This window comes from Paenibacillus sp. MSJ-34, assembly GCF_018918005.1.
Classification (GTDB): Bacteria; Bacillota; Bacilli; order Paenibacillales; family Paenibacillaceae; genus MSJ-34.
In genome coordinates, this window is the sequence record NZ_JAHLPR010000035.1 from 59061 (window position 1) to 80278 (window position 21218).

The 21218-nt window shown below is 52.3% G+C and carries 17 protein-coding genes; all 17 read left to right on the top strand.

Going from position 1 to position 21218, the window contains the following annotated elements; all coding sequences use genetic code 11:
• Nucleotides 1-24 precede the first annotated feature (24 nt).
• The 17 genes from KQI79_RS18060 (at nucleotide 25) to KQI79_RS18140 (ending at nucleotide 21156) form a co-directional block, all read left to right on the top strand.
• On the top strand, nucleotides 25-921 hold the full coding sequence (locus KQI79_RS18060) for a carbohydrate ABC transporter permease (protein ID WP_216539692.1): 897 nt from the start codon (nucleotides 25-27) through the stop codon (nucleotides 919-921).
• On the top strand, nucleotides 921-1793 hold the full coding sequence (locus KQI79_RS18065) for a carbohydrate ABC transporter permease (RefSeq protein WP_216539693.1): 873 nt from the start codon (nucleotides 921-923) through the stop codon (nucleotides 1791-1793). The genes KQI79_RS18060 and KQI79_RS18065 overlap by 1 nt, the downstream gene beginning before the upstream one ends.
• A gap of 32 nt (nucleotides 1794-1825) precedes the next feature.
• Nucleotides 1826-2536, top strand: coding sequence for a PIG-L deacetylase family protein (locus KQI79_RS18070; protein ID WP_216539694.1), 711 nt, complete (start codon nucleotides 1826-1828; stop codon nucleotides 2534-2536).
• Nucleotides 2537-2577: 41 nt separating this feature from the next.
• On the top strand, nucleotides 2578-3435 hold the full coding sequence (locus KQI79_RS18075; protein ID WP_216539710.1) for a MurR/RpiR family transcriptional regulator: 858 nt from the start codon (nucleotides 2578-2580) through the stop codon (nucleotides 3433-3435).
• 45 nt (nucleotides 3436-3480) lie between these two features.
• Nucleotides 3481-4896 carry an FAD-binding oxidoreductase gene (locus tag KQI79_RS18080; RefSeq protein WP_216539695.1) on the top strand — a complete coding sequence of 472 codons (1416 nt, stop codon included), beginning with the start codon at nucleotides 3481-3483 and terminating at the stop codon, nucleotides 4894-4896.
• Nucleotides 4893-6323 carry a (Fe-S)-binding protein gene (locus tag KQI79_RS18085; protein WP_216539696.1) on the top strand — a complete coding sequence of 477 codons (1431 nt, stop codon included), beginning with the start codon at nucleotides 4893-4895 and terminating at the stop codon, nucleotides 6321-6323. Before KQI79_RS18080 ends, KQI79_RS18085 begins: the two co-directional genes overlap by 4 nt.
• 1671 nt (nucleotides 6324-7994) lie before the next feature.
• Nucleotides 7995-8840: an AraC family transcriptional regulator gene (locus tag KQI79_RS18090; RefSeq protein WP_216539697.1), complete on the top strand. Its 846-nt coding sequence runs from the start codon at nucleotides 7995-7997 to the stop codon at nucleotides 8838-8840.
• A gap of 107 nt (nucleotides 8841-8947) precedes the next feature.
• On the top strand, nucleotides 8948-10327 hold the full coding sequence (locus KQI79_RS18095) for an ADP-ribosylglycohydrolase family protein (protein WP_216539698.1): 1380 nt from the start codon (nucleotides 8948-8950) through the stop codon (nucleotides 10325-10327).
• Between the two features lie 20 nt (nucleotides 10328-10347).
• On the top strand, nucleotides 10348-11688 hold the full coding sequence (locus tag KQI79_RS18100; protein WP_216539699.1) for an ABC transporter substrate-binding protein: 1341 nt from the start codon (nucleotides 10348-10350) through the stop codon (nucleotides 11686-11688).
• Between the two features lie 80 nt (nucleotides 11689-11768).
• Nucleotides 11769-12680, top strand: coding sequence for a carbohydrate ABC transporter permease (locus KQI79_RS18105; protein WP_216539700.1), 912 nt, complete (start codon nucleotides 11769-11771; stop codon nucleotides 12678-12680).
• Complete coding sequence (locus KQI79_RS18110; RefSeq protein WP_216539701.1) at nucleotides 12680-13507, top strand: carbohydrate ABC transporter permease; 828 nt, start codon at nucleotides 12680-12682, stop codon at nucleotides 13505-13507. Before KQI79_RS18105 ends, KQI79_RS18110 begins: the two co-directional genes overlap by 1 nt.
• A gap of 404 nt (nucleotides 13508-13911) precedes the next feature.
• Nucleotides 13912-15066, top strand: coding sequence for a YhgE/Pip domain-containing protein (locus tag KQI79_RS18115; RefSeq protein ID WP_216539702.1), 1155 nt, complete (start codon nucleotides 13912-13914; stop codon nucleotides 15064-15066).
• A 36-nt stretch (nucleotides 15067-15102) separates the two neighbouring features.
• On the top strand, nucleotides 15103-15690 hold the full coding sequence (locus KQI79_RS18120) for a TetR family transcriptional regulator (protein WP_216539703.1): 588 nt from the start codon (nucleotides 15103-15105) through the stop codon (nucleotides 15688-15690).
• Between the two features lie 178 nt (nucleotides 15691-15868).
• A complete protein-coding gene (locus tag KQI79_RS18125) occupies nucleotides 15869-17677 on the top strand; it encodes a sensor histidine kinase (protein WP_216539704.1) in 1809 nt (602 codons plus the stop codon).
• Nucleotides 17643-19304 (top strand): response regulator, encoded by a 1662-nt coding sequence (locus tag KQI79_RS18130; RefSeq protein WP_216539705.1) that lies wholly within the window; start codon nucleotides 17643-17645, stop codon nucleotides 19302-19304. Before KQI79_RS18125 ends, KQI79_RS18130 begins: the two co-directional genes overlap by 35 nt.
• Nucleotides 19305-19513: 209 nt before the next feature.
• Nucleotides 19514-20518 carry a Gfo/Idh/MocA family protein gene (locus KQI79_RS18135; protein ID WP_216539706.1) on the top strand — a complete coding sequence of 335 codons (1005 nt, stop codon included), beginning with the start codon at nucleotides 19514-19516 and terminating at the stop codon, nucleotides 20516-20518.
• A 38-nt stretch (nucleotides 20519-20556) separates the two neighbouring features.
• A complete protein-coding gene (locus tag KQI79_RS18140) occupies nucleotides 20557-21156 on the top strand; it encodes an ABC transporter substrate-binding protein (RefSeq protein WP_216539707.1) in 600 nt (199 codons plus the stop codon).
• Nucleotides 21157-21218: the final 62 nt, after the last annotated feature.

The window sequence follows — 21218 nt, forward strand, 5'->3', positions numbered from 1 at the left end:
CGGCCGCGGGGAGGGGGGTACGGCATGGCAAGCAAAAGGCGAAATAAGGAAGGCGTTGTCGGATATGCGTTTTTGTCTCCCATCCTCGTTTTTTACGCGATCTTTTTGCTGCTGCCGCTGGCATTTTCATTGTACTTGAGCTTCAACAAGTGGGGCGGCTTCGATTTGGCGGAAATGAAGTGGGTCGGTTTGCACAACTACAAGGATATTTTGACAGGCGATTCGACTTTTTTGCACCCGATTTTAACGAATACGTTTTTGTTTGCATTCGGCACGGTGGCCATTTCGTTTTTTTGCGCATTATTCGTTTCTTATACCATTACGAGGCTGCGCTTCGAAGGCTTTTGGCGCACCCTGTATTTTTTGCCCACGGTGACGACGGTCGTTGCGATCGGGAACATTTGGCTGTATATGTACAATCCTACGAACGGCCTCATTAACGAAATTTTATCCTGGTTCGGCATTGCGACAGTCAATTTCCTCGACAATCCCGACATTGCGCTCGGTTCGATTATCGTCGTGGGCGGCTGGCTCGGCATCGGCAGCTCCATGCTGATTCTGACCGCCGGACTGAAGGGGATACCCGACGATTTCTACGAAGCGGCCACATTGGAAGGAGCGGGAGTCTGGCCGATCTTTCGCCGCATTACGCTGCCGCTGCTTAAGCCTTCCATCTTGTTCGTTCTGATTACGTCGTTTATCGGCGGATTGCAATCCTATACGCTAACGATGGTGATGACGAAGAACGGAGGGCCCGGCAATGCGACGAATGTAGGCGGCCTCGAAATGTATTTGCAAGCCTTCTCCTTCGGCAATTGGGGAACGGCCAGCGCGATGGCGTTCGTCCTGTTCGTCTGCATATTTGCGATTACGGTGGTTCAGCTAGCGTTTTTCAAACAGGGGGGAGTGGAGAGCTACTGATGAAACCGCGAACTTTTCCATGGTTCTCGTACACGTTCATTATCGTCGGAAGCATCGTGATGGTGTTCCCTTTTCTCGATATGCTCTTCTCTTCCTTTAAAGGGGCGGCGGAGTACAACAACATTCATTACACGCTGCTGCCGGAACAATTTCAATGGGATAATTATGCGAATGCGATCGACAAGCTGAATCTCGGCCTGCTGTTCAAGAACAGCATCGTCAAATCCGTTTCGACGACCGTGCTGGTGCTGCTGACGAGCGCCATGGGCGGTTACGCGCTGACGAAGCTCAGATTCAAGGGCAGGAATTTGATTTTCCGCTTTGTCTTATCGACGATGATGTTTCCCGCTTTTCTGTTTTTAATTCCGAATTTTTATATTATGGTGCATTTTCCGCTGGCGGGCGGCAATGATTTATTCGGCGAAGGCGGGTACGGCGGGCTGGCCGCCACGCCTTTGGCGCTCATTTTGCCGTTCGCGGTGAGCGCGTTCGGCATATTCCTGATGCGGCAATTCATTATGGGCATTAATGACGCGTATATCGAAGCGGCAAGGCTGGACGGAGCGTCGGAACTGCGCATTTTCTTTCAACTGGTGCTGCCGATGACGGGACCGGCGCTGGCGACGCTCGCGATCTTCGAATTTATCGGATCGTGGAACGAATTTATTTGGTCCTTGCTTATGTATTCGGTTAATCAAGACCTTGCGACGTTGCCGGTCGGCGTTCAAATGCTGAAAAGCCATCTGGACCCTGCGTTAACGCAGCCGCTCGTGATGGCGGCGCTTGTCATCAGCACGGTGCCGATTTTGATCGTATTCGTGTTTCTGCAAAAGTATTACGTGCGCGGCATGATGAATTCCGGAATGAAGTAAATAAACCATTTCATAATAAAGGAGTTTTTGCGATGAGTAACGAAAAAAGAATGCATATTTTGGCTATCGGCGGCCATGCCGGGGATATGGACTTGACGGCGGGAGCGGTTATCGCGAAATATACGCAAGCCGGACATCGGGCGACCTTCCTGCATTTGACGCCTGGGGAGAAAGGCCATCCTCGCCTGTCGCCGGAGGATTACGCCAAGCAGAAGGTCGAAGAAGCGCATCAGTTTGCGGAGATCGTCGGAGCGGATGTGCGGTTTCTGGCCTATAAGGATGCCGAGCTGCCGGTGAACGATGAAGTGAAATACGAAGTAGCGGACGTCATCCGCGAAGTGAAGCCCGACATCATCATTACCCATTGGAAAGGCAGCATTCATAAAGATCACGCGAATACGCATTACATCGTGGAAGACGCGCGCTTCTACGCGGCGCTCAAGACGATTCAGCGCGAGCTTCCGGCCCATTTTGCGGGCAAATTGTATTATGCCGACAACTGGGAAGATCCGTACGATTTCCATCCCGAAGTGTTCGTCGACATTCCGGAAGAAGCGTACGAGGCGTGGGTCAAGGCGATGAACGTCTACGCTTATGCGCGCGGCGAGACGTCGGGCTTCCCGTTCATCGAATATTATAAAGCGCTGACCGTCGTGCGCGGGGCGCCGGCCGGATTCAAACGGGCGCAAGCGTTTGCCGTTCCGCGGGGCGCATTGACGAAGCGGGTGCAATTTTTCGAATAAGCGAAACGATTGTGCCGATTGAAGGAGGAATGGAGAATCGAATGAATGGGGGACTCGTCAGACTAAGGGAAATTGTAGAGGATCTTACACCGTCGGAGAAAAAAGTGGCGCAATATATTTTGGATTACCCCGAGAAGATGGTCGGATTGTCGGTTGCCGAATTGGCGCGCTACAGCGGGGGGAGCCAGGCGGCGATCATTCGGCTGTGCAAGTCGATGGGCTTGAAAGGCTATAAAGATTTAATGCTGAAAGTGGCCGGAGATCTGCAAGGGGGCGAACAGGTCTATTCCTATCAGGAAATTCGCCCCCACGATTCGATGGAAACGATTATTCAGCATGTGTCCAACAATAACATTCAATCGATACGCGATACGGTCAAAATTTTGGATGCCTGTATGATTACGAAAGCGGTGGATGCGATTTGCGCCGCGGAGCGGATTTATTTCTACGGATTGGGCGCGTCCAATTTAATCGCCATGGACGCGCAGCATAAATTTATGCGGATTAATAAGACAAGCCTTTGTTTTGCGGATCCGCATTTGCAGCTCGGTTCCTCGGTTGCCCTTACGAACAAGGACGTTGCGGTAGGCATCTCCTATTCGGGAGAAACCGAGCATGTGATCGCGAGCTTGCAGAACGCGAAGCGGGCGGGAGCCGTAACGATCGGCATTTCCAAGTACGGCACGACCCCGCTTAGTACGGTCGCCGACATCCCGCTGTACACGTCCTCCACGGAAAACGAAATTCGCAGCGGTGCGACCTCGTCCCGGATTACGCAACTGAATGTCGTCGATATATTGTATCTCGGCGTGGCTAGCAGAGATTACGACCATTCGGTGCAATATTTGGAGAAGAGCAGGGCCGCGATCAACGATTTGACCGGAAGAAGCGGGAAATAAACCGCAGCGAAGAAGAAGGCTGGATGAGACGGGGAGGGAAACGGTATGTTGAGCGAAGACGTCAAACGGAGGCTGCGCGATATTGTGGGGGAAGCGCATTTCAAGGACGATGCGGAAAGTTTGATTACGCATTCGTACGATGCGACGCCCATGTATCAAAGCTTGCCGGACGGGGTGATCTACCCCGGCACGACGGCGGAGGTCGCCGCGATATTGCGGACGGCGAACGAGCATCGGATTCCGGTCGTCGGGCGGGGAGCGGGCAGCAATTTATGCGCCGGCACGGTTCCGGTGGAAGGCGGAATCGTCATGGCGATGAGCAGAATGAACAAGCTGCTCGAAATCGACCGCGACAATTTGACCGCAACGTTTCAGCCGGGGCTGAACACGAAACGGTTCCACGAAGCGGTCGAAAGGCTCGGTTTGTTCTACCCGCCCGATCCGAGCTCGATGACGATATCGACATTAGGCGGCAACATTATGGAATGCGCTGGAGGACTGCGCGGCTTGAAATACGGCACGACCAAAGATTACGTAATCGGATTGGAGGCGGTGCTTCCTTCGGGCGAAATCATTCGTACGGGAGGGAAGCTGTACAAAGATGTGGCCGGCTACGATTTGACGAAGCTGCTGGTCGGATCGGAAGGAACGCTGGCCATCGTGACGGAAGCGACGGTCAAATTGATTCCGGAGCCGAAATATAAGCGGACGATGCTCGCGCTCTATCAGGATATCTATGCGGCGGCGCGCACGGTTTCGCGCATCGTCGGCAGCGGTATCATTCCGTCCACGCTGGAGTTTATCGACAATCCGACGCTGCGGGTCGTGGAGGAGTTCAACCGCATCGGCCTGCCCGTCGAGATGGAGGCGGTATTGCTGATCGAACAGGACGGAGGCGACCAGGCGGCCGTGCTTCAAGACATCGAGCGGATTGTGGACATTTGCCGGGAAGACGGGGCGGCGGACGTGCAGATCGCCGAGACGGCGGAGGAAGCGGAGAAGCTGATGAAGGCAAGGCGCAGCGCCTTGTCTACATTGGCGCGAATCCGCCCGACGACCATTTTGGAGGATGCGACCGTACCCCGTTCCCGGATTGCCGACATGGTCGTGCGCATTAACGAGATCGCGCGCAAGCACAATGTGCATATTTGCACGTTTGGCCATGCCGGCGACGGCAACTTGCATCCGACCTGTACGACCGACGCCCGCGATCCGGAAGAAATCGCACGGGTGGAGCTCGCTTTCGCCGAAATCTTCGAGGCGGCGATCGAGATGGGGGGAACGATCACCGGGGAGCACGGGGTCGGCGCGGTGAAAGCCCCTTATTTGGAATGGAAGGTCGGCGAAGCGGGCATTGCATTAATGAAAAATATTAAGAACGCGTTCGATCCGAACAATATTATGAATCCGGGCAAAATATTCGCCAAAGAAACCCGCAAAAGAGTGGTGGTGCAGCGATGAATACGACGACGAGGCCGAATTCCGTCGCAACGGGGAAGAACAAGGAATTGGCGGAGCGTATGAAGCTGACGTTGAGCTACGACGAGTTGACGAATTGCATGCGCTGCGGATTTTGCCAGCCGGCTTGTCCGACGTTTCAGGAGACCGGCATCGAAGCGGCGTCGCCGCGCGGCCGTATCGCGCTCATGAAAGCGGTCGTCGACGGAATGATGGACCCGGACGAGTCGTTTCAAGCGCAGATGGACTTATGCTTGGGCTGCCGCGCTTGTGAGCCGGTCTGCCCGGCCGATGTCCAATACGGGCATCTGCTGGAGCAAACCCGCGATGCGATCGAGCGGCACGAGCCGCGCCGTTGGTGGGTTCGGGCGCTGCGCCGCACGGCGTTTCGCCAATTGTTCCCGCAGCAGCGCCGCATGCGCAAGGTAGGCGGCGTGCTCGCTTTCTACCAGCGCTCCGGTCTGCGCCGGTTCGCGCGCAAATCGGGCGCGCTGCGCATGTTCCCGCCATCGATGCGCGAGATGGAGTCAATCTTGCCCGACGCCTCGTCCCAAGGCGTCGTGGAGCGGCTCGGCACGCAAGTTCCTGCAACCGGCGGGCGTCCCGCGGGCAAGGCCGGAATGTTCCGGGGCTGCATCATGGACGTGCTGTTCGCGGAAACGAACGTCAATACCGTCAAGCTGCTGACCGAAGCCGGGTTTGACGTCGTCATCCCGGATACGCAGAACTGCTGCGGCGCGCTCCATGCGCATAGCGGCGAGATGGAGCAAGCGAAGGAACTCGCAAAGCGGAATATTCGGGCTTTCCGCGACGCGGGCGTCGATTATATCGTGTCGAACGCCGGCGGCTGCGGGGCATTGCTGATCGAGTACGATCATTTGCTGCGGGACGACCCGGAGTGGGCCGAACTCGGCGCATGGTTCGCCGCCCGCGTCAAGGATGTGTCGCAGATCATTATGGAGAAAGGGCGAATTCCGAAGTTCGCGGATGCCGCTGGGGAGTCGGCAGTGGAAGGGCGGGCGGCAGCATCGAACGAAGCGGCCGCGGCAACCGCTCCTCCGGCCGCCGCTCCCCCGTCGCCGACGATCGTCACGTATCAGGATTCATGCCATTTGCGCAACGTCATGCGAGTAGGCAACGCGCCGCGCGATCTGATGAGCCGGGTCGAGGGAATTCGTTTTGTGGAACTTGCCGGCGCCGATACGTGCTGCGGTTCGGCCGGCATCTATAATTTGCTGCAGCCGCAAATGTCGACGCAAATACTGGATCATAAGATGGAGCATGTCGCCGACACCGGGGCGCACTATTTGCTTACAAGCAATCCGGGCTGCCTGTTGCAAATGAAGCTCGGCATCGAGCGGGCCAAGCTCGGGGAGCGAATGCAGGCCGTCCATATCGTCGATTTCCTTTACGATCGGCTACGTAAATAAGTACGACCGGCAACTGCCTAAGGTTGCCGGTCGTTTTTTTGTTAGCGCCTATCAGTGCTAACTTTTCTTAGCAATATTAAAACAGCTGTATGGATTACCGTGCTTCTTCACATTCATTCTACCGCCCTGCTCTACAAATTCGCAGATTCAGGATCAGTTAATTGTAACAAACGGCCCGATTTCGGACCGTTTGCGGACAGACGATCCTATATTCGCGGCAAAAGTGCAAGAACAAACCTTCCGACGAACGGATAACGAAACCAATGCCCGCCTAAACAGCGAATAAGCAATTTGGACGCATAATAATGGCCGTACGGTCCGGATAGCAATCTCTTGATGCAACCCTATTGCACACAAACCGCGACTTTTAGTATGAAATTTCAAACAGAACCGGCGGACTCAACTCATGCCCCGCTAGTTTTGTATGATTTTTCGCCCACCTCTGCAAGGATCGGGGCTCAAATCGCGATCTGTGTATGAAATTTCGAACAAAATAGACGGATCCGATGTATGCCCCGCTCGTTTTGTATGATATTTCGGCTACATTTTGTCATGCCTATGCTGATTCATCATCGCAACCCGTTTTAAAATTAAAGCAACGCCATTGCCTCAAAAATCCGCTAACTCCGCCTAAACAGCGCTTATGGGCAAAATAAGGCCTTCCAAATCCGCTACCTATGACCCTCTCTTTGGAACCGTCCGCCGAAGACGCAGGAATGCATTCGATGCAGCGCTAGCGAGTAAGCAAACGCCTCGCAGAACGGCAACCTGCGAAAGTGCAGGTTTTCTCGACCGAAACTGCCGGCTCGGAGGAAAAACTTGCAAAAGTGCATGAATGTTATACCGATAACTGTTCATACTTGAATTTATAGATAAAAAATTTTGATTGAGTCAATTTCATCATTCGCCGCCGTTGATGTAACTGGCTTGATTGCGCATATAAGGGGATACCTTCCTATATTTCGAAGGAGATCCGCGCGGACCTACGCTTCTTGTTTGGGAACTAACGAAACTAACAATCCTTATTGGGCTCAAAATGACGACGTTCCAATCCTAACGAAAATAGCTATCCTTATTCCTCGGAAATCGGCGGGTTTATCGCCTTTTTCCCCTCATTAGCGTGTTTCAGTTTCGTTACGACAGCAACAAGTTGATTTAGCAGGCATTAGCGTGTTAACGTTTCGTTAAAGCGCTCGACGGGTGGTCCAGCCGCCAGCGGTGTTTTGAAATTGACTCATACTGCAGCCTTTTCCTCGGCAGAGCAACCCAAAAGCGAAAGGATGCATAATCCCAGGCTTTCTGCGGCCTCTCTAACGTTTCCCGGTCCATTCGGGCCATTCGCCTCATGACGGGCCTGTTCGGTTTTGTTGTATAATAAAACTTATTTCAAGAGGTAGTTCAAAAGGTCCTCTTTTGATCGCAAAGCCAATATGAGAGTAAACTCGACATCGAATCTTGCGTTCACCCTCGAAGAGCTTCTAATTACGAAGTATGTTTCCTCCGGAAACATTTCAGGTGCTCATGTAGATTTTGCACACATTCCGCTCCTCCTGAAAGTTTTGCGTAGCAAAACTCGCTTCGGAAGCATGGGCTTCGGGTTCTCGTAACCTTCTCGGCGCTGGGAAGTTGACTTTTTGAACTCGCATATCAATGGAAGAAGAGGTTTCTGCCATGGTAAGAAAGCTGCTAATCGACATATTCGAATGGTCTCCGACGACGCATATCGACCCGTTTCATACGCATGATCATTTGGAGATCGGATACTGCCTGTCGGGAACCGGGACGTTTTATTTCGGGAATAAGTCGTATTCGGTTCGTCAGGGCGACGTGTTCGTCGTCAACAATTTGGAGTGGCATGCGGCGTCTTCGCATCCGGATAATCCGAGCAATTATTTATTCCTCTATTTCGATGCGATGATTATCGAACAGGTAGACCCTGATTTGCTGCTGCCTTTCGTTTATTGGCCGAAACATTTCGAGAATAAAATTGCCGGCGAACTGCCTGTCGCTGGTCAAATCGGAAGCCTGTTTCAAGATTTATGGAAAGAGTATCGGAATAAGGGCCGCGGGTACCAAGGGATGATGCATAGCAAAATTTTGGAGATTTGCGCCCTGCTGCTTCGCCATTACGACACCGCCATATCGCTTAAAGACTGGAACCAGGCCTTAATGTCCTACTATCGTTTGAAGCCGATTCTGGATTATATGAAGGAGCAATTTCGAGAACCGATTACGCTCAATAGCGTCGCTGCCATGCTCGGATTGAGCCCGTCGCGCGCGCGTCATTTGTTCGCCGAAAAGCTCGGAGGCGGTTTCAAACAATATTTGCTGCAGCTTAGAATCAATGAAGCGAAAAGGCTGCTCGTCAGCACGGAATTGCCGATCGTCGATGTCATGCATCAAAGCGGCTTCCAAAGCCATGCCCCTTTTTACCGCGCATTTAAACAAATTGTCGGGATGCCTCCGCAGGTTTACAGAGAACAATCCTCAAAATTAGCCCTTTTTAAGAATGAATAATCGAATAATGTGAAGAAAGGCCCATGGAAATCACTTACAATGGGAATGGATTTATTTTTAAGAAGTCGGATTATACTACTGCAACATAAATGAACGGGGGGCACATCATGGCAGGATGGGATTCGCTTTACGCGTTAGTGCGTGAAGAGATCAAACAGCGAGAAGAAGAAGGTGCCGACACTTCCGGATTTGCGGAAAAGTTGCAAGCCTCCGGCCAGGACGAGATGAAGCTGATGTCCATCTACGAGGAGTTGAGGGATTTACCGGTATCCCCCGATTTTCCTTATTCCGAGCCGAATGATTTGCAGGCCATCCGAGCCGCACGGCCTGAAGGGCCGCGCAAGCTGCTCTTGAATGCAAGCGAGGAGCAATTGCGGGATAAGTTTTACGGCGCATGGCTCGGGCGTTCGGTAGGCTGCGCGCTCGGCAAACCGCTTGAAAGCATGCATTTTCTGGAAGGTCATGGCGGGAATCCTGGATGGAAAAACGTAAAACTCTGGTTTGAAGGCGCCGATGCATGGCCGATTCGCGATTATACGCCAGGGCGTTCAAGAGCGCAACAGGAGCTTGGACTGGAACTGGCGCCTTACGGCGAAAAAAGCCAGCTTGAAAATATCCGTTATATGGAAAGCGATGACGATATCCGTTATACCGTGCTCGCTCTTTCGCTGCTCGAGGAAAAGGGGACGGATTGGGATAGCTGGGATATCGGCAAGCTATGGCACCAAAAGTTAACGTATGCGCAAATGTGTACGGCCGAGACGCAATCCTATCTCAATTTCGCCAAAGTAACGCATCATCTGGAAACGGAACGGCCAAGCGATTGGCAGACGAAACTGGAGTGGGTCCGCCATTATTTGAACCCTTACCGCGAATGGATCGGAGCGCAAATTCGCGTAGACGGATTCGCGTACGGCGCGGCCGGCAATCCGGAGCTTGCAGCCGAGCTCGCTTGGCGAGACGCATCGTTCTCCCATGTGAAAAACGGCATTTACGGCGAGATGTTCGTCGGAGCGATGATCGCCGCGTCGTTTGTTGAAACCGATCCCGAGCGGATTGTCGAAATCGGGCTTAGCGAAATTCCGGCCAACTGCCGGTTGGCGAGCGCGGTGCGGCATGCGGTGGACATTGCGAAGAACTCTACCGGCCAGCTCGAGATGGTGGAGCGAATTTGGGAATCCTACAAACAGTACAATCCGGTTCATACGATCAATAATGCGGCTTTATGCGCCGCCTCGCTCGTATTTGCCCAAGGCGATTTCGAGCGTGCGATCACGACCGCGGTACTGGGCTGGGATACGGATTGCAACGGAGCGACCGTCGGTTCCATTATGGGCGCCATTCTCGGGGCGAAGAAATTGCCTGAGCATTGGACGGCGAAGCTGAACGATACGCTGTACGCGGAAATAACCGGCTTCCATCCGATTTCGATCTCCGAGTGCGCCGAGCGCAGTTACAAGGTGTTTCAAAAAATCAACAACGTATAGAAGCAAAGGGGAGGCTCATGATGAAAAAAGCGACAAAAGTATTCGCCACATTGCTGGTTAGCTGCAGTTTGATCGCGGCGACCGCATGCGGCAACGCGGGCAAAGAAGCGGGGAACGCCGACGGTCAAACCGGAGGCAAGCAAGAAGTGAAGGAGATCACTTGGTACCTTCATAACCAATACGGGAAAGAGTATTTCGAGAACGACGTTATCAAACCGTTCGAAGATCAGCATCCGGATATTAAAATCAATGTTACTTACAACGCCGATCCGGAACAAATTACGAAATCCCAACTGGCTGCGGGAGCAGGTCCGGATATTATTACGACGGACGGAACGACGACGCTGCGTCAGTTCGCCAAAGCGGGCTATCTCGTGCCGTTGGACGAATACAGCAAACAATACGGTTGGGACGAGCGTTTCATTCCTTGGGCCTATCCGCCCGTTACGGTGGAAGGCAGCATGATCGGCTTGCCGGGCAAATACGAAACGGAATTCGTGTATTACAACAAAACGCTGTTTGAACAAAACGGATGGGAAATCCCGAAAAGCTACGAAGAACTCGTTGAGCTTTGCAAAAAAATGACCGAAAAAGGCATCATTCCGTTTGCGTTCGGCGCATCGGATTACCGCGGCGCCAATGAATGGTGGCTGTCGATGGCTTATAACGCTACGCTGGGACCGGAAACGTTGAAGAAGGTGCTGTCGGGCGAACTTCCTTGGAACGGGCCAGAATCGACGGAAGCGGTGCAAAAACTGGTCGATCTTTGGAAAAACGGGTATATTAATGACAAGAAATCGCATGCGATTACCGGCGAGGATGCAACCACATTGTTCCTGTCCGGCCAAGCGGCCATGAAGATGGAAGGAAGCTGGCTGCTCAATACGCTTAGCACGAAAGCGGGCGACCTCGATTGGGGCATCTTCCCGATGCCGTCCTGGAAGGAAGGCGTGGAAACGAACCTGCCTCTGGCTTTGGGTATCGCCTACGGCATTAACAAAAACTCCAAGCATCCGGATGCCGTCGCCGAGTTTCTCGATTATGTAACGCAACCGGAAGTTGCAGCCAAAGGCGTTGTGGCGATGGGGCTGCAGCCGATTAAAAATCTCGATTTGAAATCGATCCCGGATCTGGACAAGCATTACATCGAAGTGTCCGAATTGCTTGACGACTACGGCAAACGCGATGCAACCGGCTATTTGTCCTGGACATTCTGGCCTGCGCAGACAAGAGTGTACTCCTACGACAATATCGAAGCGGTTTTCTTGGACGGCATGGATTTGAAATCTTACATGGATAAGATGGAATCGACGTATCAAGAAGATAAAGCAAGCGGCAAAGTTTACGAATTTACGGAATAAACGGGTTGGGGGCGTACGCTCCCGGCTTTTCAAAGGGGAGCTCATCTCCCCTTTACTTTCATTTAACGGGGTGCGTGCATATGGCTGATATGGTTTCAATGTCCTCGAAGCCGACATCCGGACACCGGCCGAAACGAAAATCGCTGCTGCCTTGGCTGTTCGTTTTGCCCGCTCTGCTGTTGACCGGTTTTGTCATTGCGGTTCCGACGATCGGGACGTTCTATCTATCCCTGACCAATTGGGACGGCATTCGTCCGCCGGAATTTATCGGGCTGAAAAACTTCGCCAACTTAATCCAGGACGTTACGTTTTATAAAGCGCTGGGAAACAACTTCATGTGGTTGTTGTTGTTCTGTACGATCCCGGTCGCGTTCAGCTTGATTGTCGCCGTGCTGCTTACGCGCGTGCGGCGGGGGCAGATGTTTTACCGGGTGACGTTCTTTCTGCCCTATATCTGTTCGACGGTCGTAACGGCGAAAATTTGGAGCTGGATCTATAATCCTTTCTTCGGTATCAACAAAGTGTTGGAAGGGTGGGGGTTTACGAATCTTCCGCTATGGCTGGGCGATCCGGACAAGGCGCTCTTTTCCGTAGCTTTCGTCGACGGTTGGCGGTATTGGGGATTTTTGCTTATTTTATTTTTGACCGGTTTCCACCAAACCGACCGCAGTCTGGAGGAAGCGGCCATGATCGACGGAGCGGGGAAATTCAGAATTTTCCGGAGCGTCATTATTCCGCAACTGCGGCCGACGCTGCTGCTCATTATGATGATGACGATGATTTGGTCGTTTGCCGCATTCGACTACGTATACGTCATGACAGGCGGCGGACCGGGGAATGCGACGGAATTGATCGCGACGTACATGTACAAGGAAGCCTTGCAAAACCAGGCCCCGGGATACGCGAGTTCCATCGCGCTGGCATTGGCCTTGTTTAGCGGAATCATTATCGCGGCGTTCGGATATTTAAGAAAAAGGGGCTGGGAAGTATAATGGCAGAGCGCTGGTTTACAACGTTATCCCGTCATTTTTTTCTGATACTCGTACTCCTGTTTGCGATCGGGCCGATCGCGCTGCTGTTCATTAACGCGGTCAAGCCGCCGGAAGAGTTTCAGGTGAGCCCTTTCTCTTTCCCTTCGCATTTGACGATGGAAAATATAACGGCTGCCTGGACGATGGGGGAATACGGCAAAGCGTATTTGAACAGCATTGTAATCGGCTGCGCGGCCGTCGCCGTCATTTGCGTCGCCGGCGGACTGTGCGCTTACGCGCTGGCGAAGATGGAGTTTCGAGGAAAAGGCGCGATTCTCGCCTACCTTTTTCTTTGCGTCTCCGTGCCGCTCGGCATGTTTCTTGTGCCGCTGTTCTTCGTATGGCAGAAGCTGCATTTGATGAATACGATGATTGGCTTGATTATTATATACAGCGCCATTTTTCTGCCGCTGAACATTTTCATTCTGCGCACGTTCTTTATCGGCATTCCGAAAGAGCTGAGCGAGAGCGCGCGGATCGACGGCTGCAACGAGTGGATGATCTTGATGAAAATTATCGTGCCGATCGCCAAACCGGCGTTTCTGACCGTTGCGCTGCTTGCGGGCTTGTATACGTGGAACGAATTTTTCTTCGCCAACGCGTTCATCCAAGCGGAAGCGCTCAAGCCGGTTTCCACGAAATATTTGACGTTTGCGGGCAATTTCAGCTCGGACTGGAGCAAAATTTCCGCCGCGGGCGTCATCTCGATCTTGCCGTTTACGATCATTTACATGTTCCTGCAAAGAAGGTTTATCGAAGGCGTGGCGGAGGGCAGCTTGAAAGGCTAGGGCCACTCCGCAGATGCCGCTACTGCGGGGCGGGAAACGAATACGCAGCAACCAAAGAGGGCTTCGGCTCTCTTTTTCTATGCAGAGATTGCCAGACGCGCTGCTACTGGCTCCGGAAGCTCTTTTTCATTTAGCGTTAAATGGTGGAGTTATTTCGAAGAGGATGCGCAGTTGTCGCGCCGTGCGCCCTGTCACTCCTCCACCTCTTCTGTCGATATCCCCTTTGTTCAGCAAGCTGGCTTCTTTCGGCGATAAGCGCTACGGAAATTCACCCAAATCCTACAGAGTATATGTAGCAAATCTGCGAATCTTGCTTGATACGATTGACAAGAAATTTTGCTGCGCCTATAATTAAACAAATGTTTAAAACAATTGTTTAATTTAAAAAGAAAGGGTGAAAATTGATGGCAGCGGCAATCAAACAATTTTTGCGGCGTCCTGCAACGTGGGCGGGAATATTGTCGGCATTTATGTTTCAAATCATTTTCAGTGTGGTATGGACGACAGGTTACGACGGAATAACGGATAACATTGGGCAGTTGCGGGTGGCGATTGTCAATGAGGATCAAGGATTTGGCATGGTGCTGACAGAGCGGATGCGGGAGGCATTGCCTGCGCAGGCCGTTTCTTATTCAAGCCTTGACGATGCGCGGCGGGACTTGAACGAGCGGCGGGTGCACATGGTTGTGCACATACTTTCGTCCTTTTCGGCGCAGCTTCAAACCCCGGATCAACTGGCGGAGATACGTTATTACACGAACGATTCAAATTCTTCGCTTATCCGCAGCATGATGCATGGCATGGCCGACGGCCTGACGAAGAACGCCAACCGGGAGGCCGTATCGATGGCGATCGCGCAATGGGCCGGCACCGCAGGGAACATGCCGGCAGACCAAGCGCAGATCATCGGGCGGCAATTGTCCGAGCGCGTCGCCTCCAAGCTTCAGGCGGATCATCCCGTACGCGGCATGAACAACCAGATGGCTCCGCTTATGCTGGTGCTCGCCTCGTTCGTCGGGGCTATGATCATGGGCATGAACATGGAGCAATCTTCGAGGTCTTTGCCGCATATCGGCCGTTGGCAACGATTTGCCGTACGTGGTATGATAAATACGATTGTGGCAGTGCTTGCCTCTTTGGTCGGCTGCACGTTATTTTGGGCCTTTGGAGGACAGATGGAGCACGGATTCGTCTCCGTTTGGGCGTTTCAATCGCTTGTCATGGTCACGTTTTTGTTTGTGGCTCAGATGTTTTTGCTGTTATTTGGCATGGGAGGCATGCTGTTCAATATTTTGGCGTTGTCGGTCCAGCTTGTCGCTTCCGGCGGATTAGTCCCCACAGAACTGTTATCCGGGTTTTACCGTTCGATAAGCGGGTTTTTGCCCGCTACCTATGCGGTGGAAGGACAAATGAATTTGCTGTTCGGCGGTCCCGGCGTTCAATCGGCGGCTGGCTATCTCGGACTCATTTTGCTCGTAAGCGCCGTCATTGGCTTGCTCGGCGTTGCGATTCGCGGCCGGCGAACGACAATACAAGCCGAACCTTCCGCCGCGGTGTAAGGTTCGGAATCGATTATGGAATGAAGGAGGCGTCTTATGGCGCAGACGGATTTGGACATCAAGACCCGCATATTGTATGCGGCCCGCAACATGTTTGCCCAGAACGGATACGACGGCACGACCGTCCGGCAAATTTGCGAGGAGGCGGGGGCCAACGTGGCGCTTGTGTCGTATCATTTCGGAGGGAAGGAAAATTTGTTCTCCGCCGTATTCGACGCTTTTTTACCTGTAGATCGATTGAAAGAATTGGATGAATTCGCGAACGATCCGGTGAACGGACTTCGTACCATTATGCGGGAGGTCATCCGCTTCCGGCTCGATAATCCGGAAATCATACGTATTATTCAACATGAAATATTGATGCGTTCGCCGCGCGCAAAAGTGCCGAGCAGCTATGTTTTCCCGATATGGGGCAAGCTTAAGGATTTTCTTATTCAGGGCAAGGGACAAGGCGTATTCGAGTACCGGTCATTGTCCCATACGACGATGTTCGTGTTGAACTCGATCCTGTTTCATTATGACGAATCGTTTTGGAGCCCGATGTACGAATTGGATCCCGAGCATTTGGCGGAAGACATCATTCGGTTTGTCCTGTCCGCCTTGCGGTCGAGTGAAACGAGTTGAGTTTGCCGGTCCAGTATATGATCTTGCAAGGAAACACGCAATTCGAGGGAAAGAATGGATCCCGATTGCGTGTTTTTCGTTATGCTCCCGATTTCGCCCGGAAATTTTTCCAATTGGTTTCGTGCAACCGAATGCTATAATGGGTTAAAAACGCTTTCACAACAAAGGGGAGCAGAGCATGAACCGTATTATAAGCGTTTTGGGGCAAAGGCGGTCCATTCGCAGCAACATCTTTTTCTCGATCATATTCTTTCTGGTCGTTCCGTTCCTGATCTCGTTCTATTATATCGACAGGCCGTTGGAGGCTGTCATCGAAGGCAAGATCGGCAGTTCTTCGCAGGACGCCTTGTCTCTGGTCAATATGAACGCGGATGTCGTGATGCAAGACATGTTCAAGATGGCAACGGAGTTGGCGGCAAGCCGCGAGATCGTCGAGATGCTGAATCGCCCGCAGCAAATGAACGAATACGAATGGCTGCAAATCAAACAAAATATACTCCAGAAATTAACGTATTATAATTTTACGGCATATGTGGCGGTGTTGGACGGAAAGGGTCATTTTTTCAGCAGCCGCTATACGGAACAGGCGAAATTTCAAGAGTTGACGCAATCCGCTTGGTACGCCGAACTCGTCAATGAGCCCGGGAAGCTGATTTGGTTGTATGGGGACAACTATACGTTTGCCGACGCCAGCCCGGTAATCTCGCTTGCCAAAAGCGTCTTCGACCCTTATACCAAAAAGCCGATCGGCGTTCTGCTGTTCAGCGTCAGCGAGGAAGATATCGCCAAATATTTAACGAAGCTGGACGGGGCGGCCTATATGCTCGATCAAGACGGCATCGTCATTTCCGGACCGGATGAATCGAAGATCGGAACGCCGGCTTCGCGGGAGATGGCAAGCGCCGCGGATTGGACGGATGCGAAAGGGCAAACGATTATGGAGAGGGACGGGGAGAAATGGATCGTCAATTACAGCACGATTCAGCAAACCGGTTGGAAAATCGTTCAAGTGATCCCTTACGATAAAGTGTTTAAACAAATCTTCGATATACGCAGAGCGAACATTATGATTACGGTCGTTATTTTCGTCATTTTTATTTTGATTACGCTTACGATATCGTATAATATCTCGAAACCGCTCAAGCTGCTCGGCAAAAAAATGCTCGATTTTGAAAATCAGGATCCTGACGGGATCGCGTTCGTCAAAGGTCCGAAGGAAATCGCGCTGCTCGCCGGCACGTACCATAAAATGCTGCGGCATATCAAGGAACTGCTTCAACGATTGAAAGAACAGTACCAGCAAAAGGAGGAACTGCGGTTTCAAGCGCTGCAAGCGCAAATCAACCCGCATTTTATACTGAATACGCTCAATAATATCAAATGGATGGCTTATATCCGGGGCGACCGCGAAGTGGGAGACATGCTGTCAAATCTCGGCGGAATTATGGAGTCGGCGCTCGGCAGGGGAGAGAACTTGATTCCTTTGCGGCGGGAACTCGATTATATTCGCAATTATACTTCGCTCATGAAAATGAAATATAATGAAAAATTATCGGTTACGATCGACGTTCCGGATGAACTCCTCTCAATGCAGGCGATAAAATTTATGCTGCAGCCGATCATCGAGAACAGCATCGGGCATGGGATCGAGCGGTTGCAAGGGATGGGCGAAATTGCGATCCGCGCGGAAAAGCGGGAAGGACATATGGCGATACAAATTAGCGATAACGGTGTCGGAATGGATGAAGAGAAGCTGAATCGCATTCGGGCTTCCTTATCTTTCGGCCCGGAAGGCGGGGCAACGGATCGAATCGGCTTGAAAAACGTCCACGACCGGATCAGGCTCCAGTACGGCGCTCCGTACGGATTAAGCGTTGAAAGCGCCCCGGGGGTGGGAACGACCGTAACGTTGAAGCTGCCTTGCAAAGCGACGAAGGAAAGGAGCGGCGAATATGAGGCCAATGAAAGTGATTTTGGCGGACGATGAAATTCTCGTTCGCCTCGGAATTCGATCGGTGATCGATTGGAACCGGCACGGGTTCGAATATGCGGGCGATGCGCCCGACGGCGCCGAGGCGCTCGACCTGATCCGCCGAACGAAACCGGATATTGTGCTGACGGACATCGTCATGCCGAATATGAACGGCTTGGAATTGATACAAGCGATCAAGCGGAGCGACCCGGGCATTCGAATTATCGTGCTGAGCAGCCATAACGAATACGATTATTTGCGTCAAGCGATGAAGCTGGGCGTGGATGACTATATTTTGAAAGCGTCGATGAAGCCGGAGGAACTGCTGGCGCTGCTGCTCGAGACGGCGGATAAAATCGCGGCGGAACGGGAGGAAGCGGATGCCGGCCCGATCCGCAGCCAGCAGCGCAAGGAATCGGAGGGACGCGACCGGCTCGCCCAGACGATCCACCGCTGGATCGGGGAAGATTCGCAAGATACGCCGCAGGGCGTTGCGGGAAGCGACCGGGATATCGCTGAGGACGAAGAGGAAATACCGCTAGCCGCCAACAATATGCTGCTGTTGCTGCGCGTGCACCCGCAGCCGCCGAATTCCGCCGGCGAACCGTTGGAGCTTCATACCTTGATCGATCTGGCCGAGCTGGAGATGCGCAAATGGCTGCACGGGTACGCCTTGCCTTATAACGACCATACCGTATTGCTGCTCATTCCGATCAAGGAGCCGCTCCCTGAACAGGACGGCATTGTCGAAGGCCTATGCGGCGACATCGTGAGCGCTTTGAAACGGTTTCTGGCCGCATCCGTCTCGATCGGCGTCAGCGAACCTTTTGCGGATCGAACGGGATTGAAGAAAGCATATTGGCAGGCGCGCCAAGCGTTGGAGAGGTATTTTTACGAAGGGACGGAGAAGGTGTACCGGTACGCGGCGGAAACGGAGTTATCAACAAAGAACGGCGAACCGTTATTCACGAAAGAAGACGAACGCGAATTGCGGAACCGGATCGAATTGTTGGACGAGACGGGCATGAAACGGATCGTCGGCCGGGTACTTGGCAGCATGCGGGAGAACAGGCGCCAGATCGATCTTAGTATTCAAATTTGCCTTGCGCTGCTGCATCATTTGCAAGCCGGACTCAAGAAATTCGATGAAGCTTTATTCGCCGAAGGCGAAGGGGAGCCGCTATATAAACAAGTGATCGCTTTTCAGGAACTGCACGAAGCCGAGCGCTGGTTCGACCGGTTGATCGACGATGCCGCGGACCGTGCCAGAGAGGCGTTAAAGAAGACATACCGGGAAGAAATTCAACAACTCATTTTGCAGATGAAACAAAACTACGCGGAAGACTGGTCGTTGAAGCAAGCCGCGCGCATGGCGAATATGAGCGAGAGCTATTTAAGCTATTTGTTCAAAAAGGAGACGGGAGTCGGCTTTGCCGCATATATAAACAACATTCGCGTCGAGAAGGCGGTCGAATATTTGCGCGAAACGAATTGGCCGGCTTATGTGATCGGCGAAAAAGTGGGTTACGACAACATCAATTACTTCGGCAGAGTGTTCAAAAAGTTGATCGGCCTTAGCCCGCAACAATATCGAATGCAGTTCCAACTGAAAGGGAACGAACATGCCATCCCCAAACATTAATTTGGGGATCTCTTTTTTCTTAAAATAATGAAAACGCATCCAAAAAAAGTGAACGATGGCGATATAACGCGACGTCGAATTGAAAATATGTGAATGAAGTCATAGGTTTTGTGCATTTCTTATCCGCCGCGCCAATTTTATAATGCAAATGTAAGCGCTTGATAACAGCTGTTATCGGGCGCCAAGACGACTACTGAGGGGGATAAAGCATGATGCACACAATGAAAGTTGCCGTGATCGGACTCGGCGTCATGGGCCAATCGCATACGCGCCTTTATGCCGAAATGCCGAATGTGGAACTGGCGGCCGTTTACGATATTAACCGGGAATTGACCGAACGGATTGCGGCGCAGTACGGAACGGTTGCCGCGGATCGGGTCGAGGCGGTTTTCGAAATGCCGGACCTGGACGCGGTCAGCATATGCACGGCGGACGATCAACATTACGAACTTGCTATGCTCGCTTGCAAATCCGGCAAGCATGTATTGATGGAGAAGCCGCTTGCGTCCGATATTCGCGAAGCGCAGGAAATTGTCGAGCGAGTCCGGCAATCCGGCATTAAGATGATGGTCGGACATACGCTGCGCTGGGACCCGCGCTATTACCGGGCATACGAGGCCGTCCGCGGGGGCAAAATCGGCAAGCCGCTCCATCTGTACGCCAGACGGAACAATTCATTCGCCAACGGACAGCGCCTGAAAGGACGCACCTCCGTGCTTATGTTTCTGGGCGTTCACGATATCGATGCGATCGAGTGGATTACCGGAGATCAAATCGTGGAGGTATATGCCGTAAGCGTGAAGGAAAGACTGGCCTCATTCGGCGTATCGGACGCTACGCTAACGACGCTTCGATTCGCATCGGGGACGGTAGGCAATTATGAGACGAGCTGGGTGCTGCCGGAGCATCATTTGGAACTGGACGCCAAATTGGATATTACGGGAACGGAAGGCGCTCTGAATGTCGATATCGTCAAACAGAACATTTCAATTCATTCGAATACGCGATTTACGTATCCAGATACGGCATACGGAGTGGAAATGTACGGAAGAATGACCGGCATTATGAAGGAAGAGCTGACGTCATTCGCGATGTCCGTACTCCATGACGAGCCGTTGCCGATTTCGGTTGAAGAAGCTTATCGCGCGGTATATATTGCGCATTGCATGGAAGAGTCTTTGCGAACCGGACGCCCGGTTGAAGTAAGATCATAACGGATGTGCCTATCTCGAAACGTTTGCCAGGAGGGGTTATGATGACAAGATCGACGAAATGGATTACATTGCTTCTGCTCGCTTTATCGCTTGCCGCGGCCGGCTGCGGCCAATCGGGCGGAAACGCGGGGGGCGGTAGCGAAGGCGAAGGAAATGCCGCTGCGGACCAGCCATATAAGGGACAGCAAATCAGCGTGCTGCTCGAAGGGCATCCGACGAGCAACGCGATGCAAAAAATGCTGCCCGAATTCGAGGAGAAAACCGGCATTAAGGTCAATTTGGAAATCGTTCCTTACAGCGATTTGACATCCAAGGCGTTAATGAACTTCTCGAGCAGTTCCGGGCGCTATGATGTCGTCATGGACGATATGGTGCACGGTATCGGGTATGTCAACGCAGGTTATGTCGAGCCGCTCGATTCGTTCATGCAGAATGAGTCGTTGACCGCTTATTACGACGCGCAAGATTTCGTGCCCAAATATTTGGACGTGATGAAAGTGAACGGTCAAAGCTATGGTTTGCCGGTATACGGCGAGAGCAATTTTTTGATGTACCGCAAAGATTTGTACGAAAATAAACTATTTAACATTAAAGCGCTAAAGTCCCTTGGACCGAAAAGGTTTCCTAAGCAACATTAATATCCATAAAGTTACAGTTATGCTGGGACTATCTCACGTAGCTCTACTTCATAACCCATTTG

What these genes read in the sequence shown, in the direction of transcription:
- KQI79_RS18060 (WP_216539692.1), top strand. Translation starts at nt 25, where the DNA reads ATGGCAAGCAAAAGGCGAAATAAGGAAGGCGTTGTCGGATATGCGTTT.
- KQI79_RS18065 (WP_216539693.1), top strand. Translation starts at nt 921, where the DNA reads ATGAAACCGCGAACTTTTCCATGGTTCTCGTACACGTTCATTATCGTC.
- KQI79_RS18070 (WP_216539694.1), top strand. Translation starts at nt 1,826, where the DNA reads ATGAGTAACGAAAAAAGAATGCATATTTTGGCTATCGGCGGCCATGCC.
- KQI79_RS18075 (WP_216539710.1), top strand. Translation starts at nt 2,578, where the DNA reads ATGAATGGGGGACTCGTCAGACTAAGGGAAATTGTAGAGGATCTTACA.
- KQI79_RS18080 (WP_216539695.1), top strand. Translation starts at nt 3,481, where the DNA reads ATGTTGAGCGAAGACGTCAAACGGAGGCTGCGCGATATTGTGGGGGAA.
- KQI79_RS18085 (WP_216539696.1), top strand. Translation starts at nt 4,893, where the DNA reads ATGAATACGACGACGAGGCCGAATTCCGTCGCAACGGGGAAGAACAAG.
- KQI79_RS18090 (WP_216539697.1), top strand. Translation starts at nt 7,995, where the DNA reads ATGGTAAGAAAGCTGCTAATCGACATATTCGAATGGTCTCCGACGACG.
- KQI79_RS18095 (WP_216539698.1), top strand. Translation starts at nt 8,948, where the DNA reads ATGGCAGGATGGGATTCGCTTTACGCGTTAGTGCGTGAAGAGATCAAA.
- KQI79_RS18100 (WP_216539699.1), top strand. Translation starts at nt 10,348, where the DNA reads ATGAAAAAAGCGACAAAAGTATTCGCCACATTGCTGGTTAGCTGCAGT.
- KQI79_RS18105 (WP_216539700.1), top strand. Translation starts at nt 11,769, where the DNA reads ATGGCTGATATGGTTTCAATGTCCTCGAAGCCGACATCCGGACACCGG.
- KQI79_RS18110 (WP_216539701.1), top strand. Translation starts at nt 12,680, where the DNA reads ATGGCAGAGCGCTGGTTTACAACGTTATCCCGTCATTTTTTTCTGATA.
- KQI79_RS18115 (WP_216539702.1), top strand. Translation starts at nt 13,912, where the DNA reads ATGGCAGCGGCAATCAAACAATTTTTGCGGCGTCCTGCAACGTGGGCG.
- KQI79_RS18120 (WP_216539703.1), top strand. Translation starts at nt 15,103, where the DNA reads ATGGCGCAGACGGATTTGGACATCAAGACCCGCATATTGTATGCGGCC.
- KQI79_RS18125 (WP_216539704.1), top strand. Translation starts at nt 15,869, where the DNA reads ATGAACCGTATTATAAGCGTTTTGGGGCAAAGGCGGTCCATTCGCAGC.
- KQI79_RS18130 (WP_216539705.1), top strand. Translation starts at nt 17,643, where the DNA reads ATGAGGCCAATGAAAGTGATTTTGGCGGACGATGAAATTCTCGTTCGC.
- KQI79_RS18135 (WP_216539706.1), top strand. Translation starts at nt 19,514, where the DNA reads ATGATGCACACAATGAAAGTTGCCGTGATCGGACTCGGCGTCATGGGC.
- KQI79_RS18140 (WP_216539707.1), top strand. Translation starts at nt 20,557, where the DNA reads ATGATGACAAGATCGACGAAATGGATTACATTGCTTCTGCTCGCTTTA.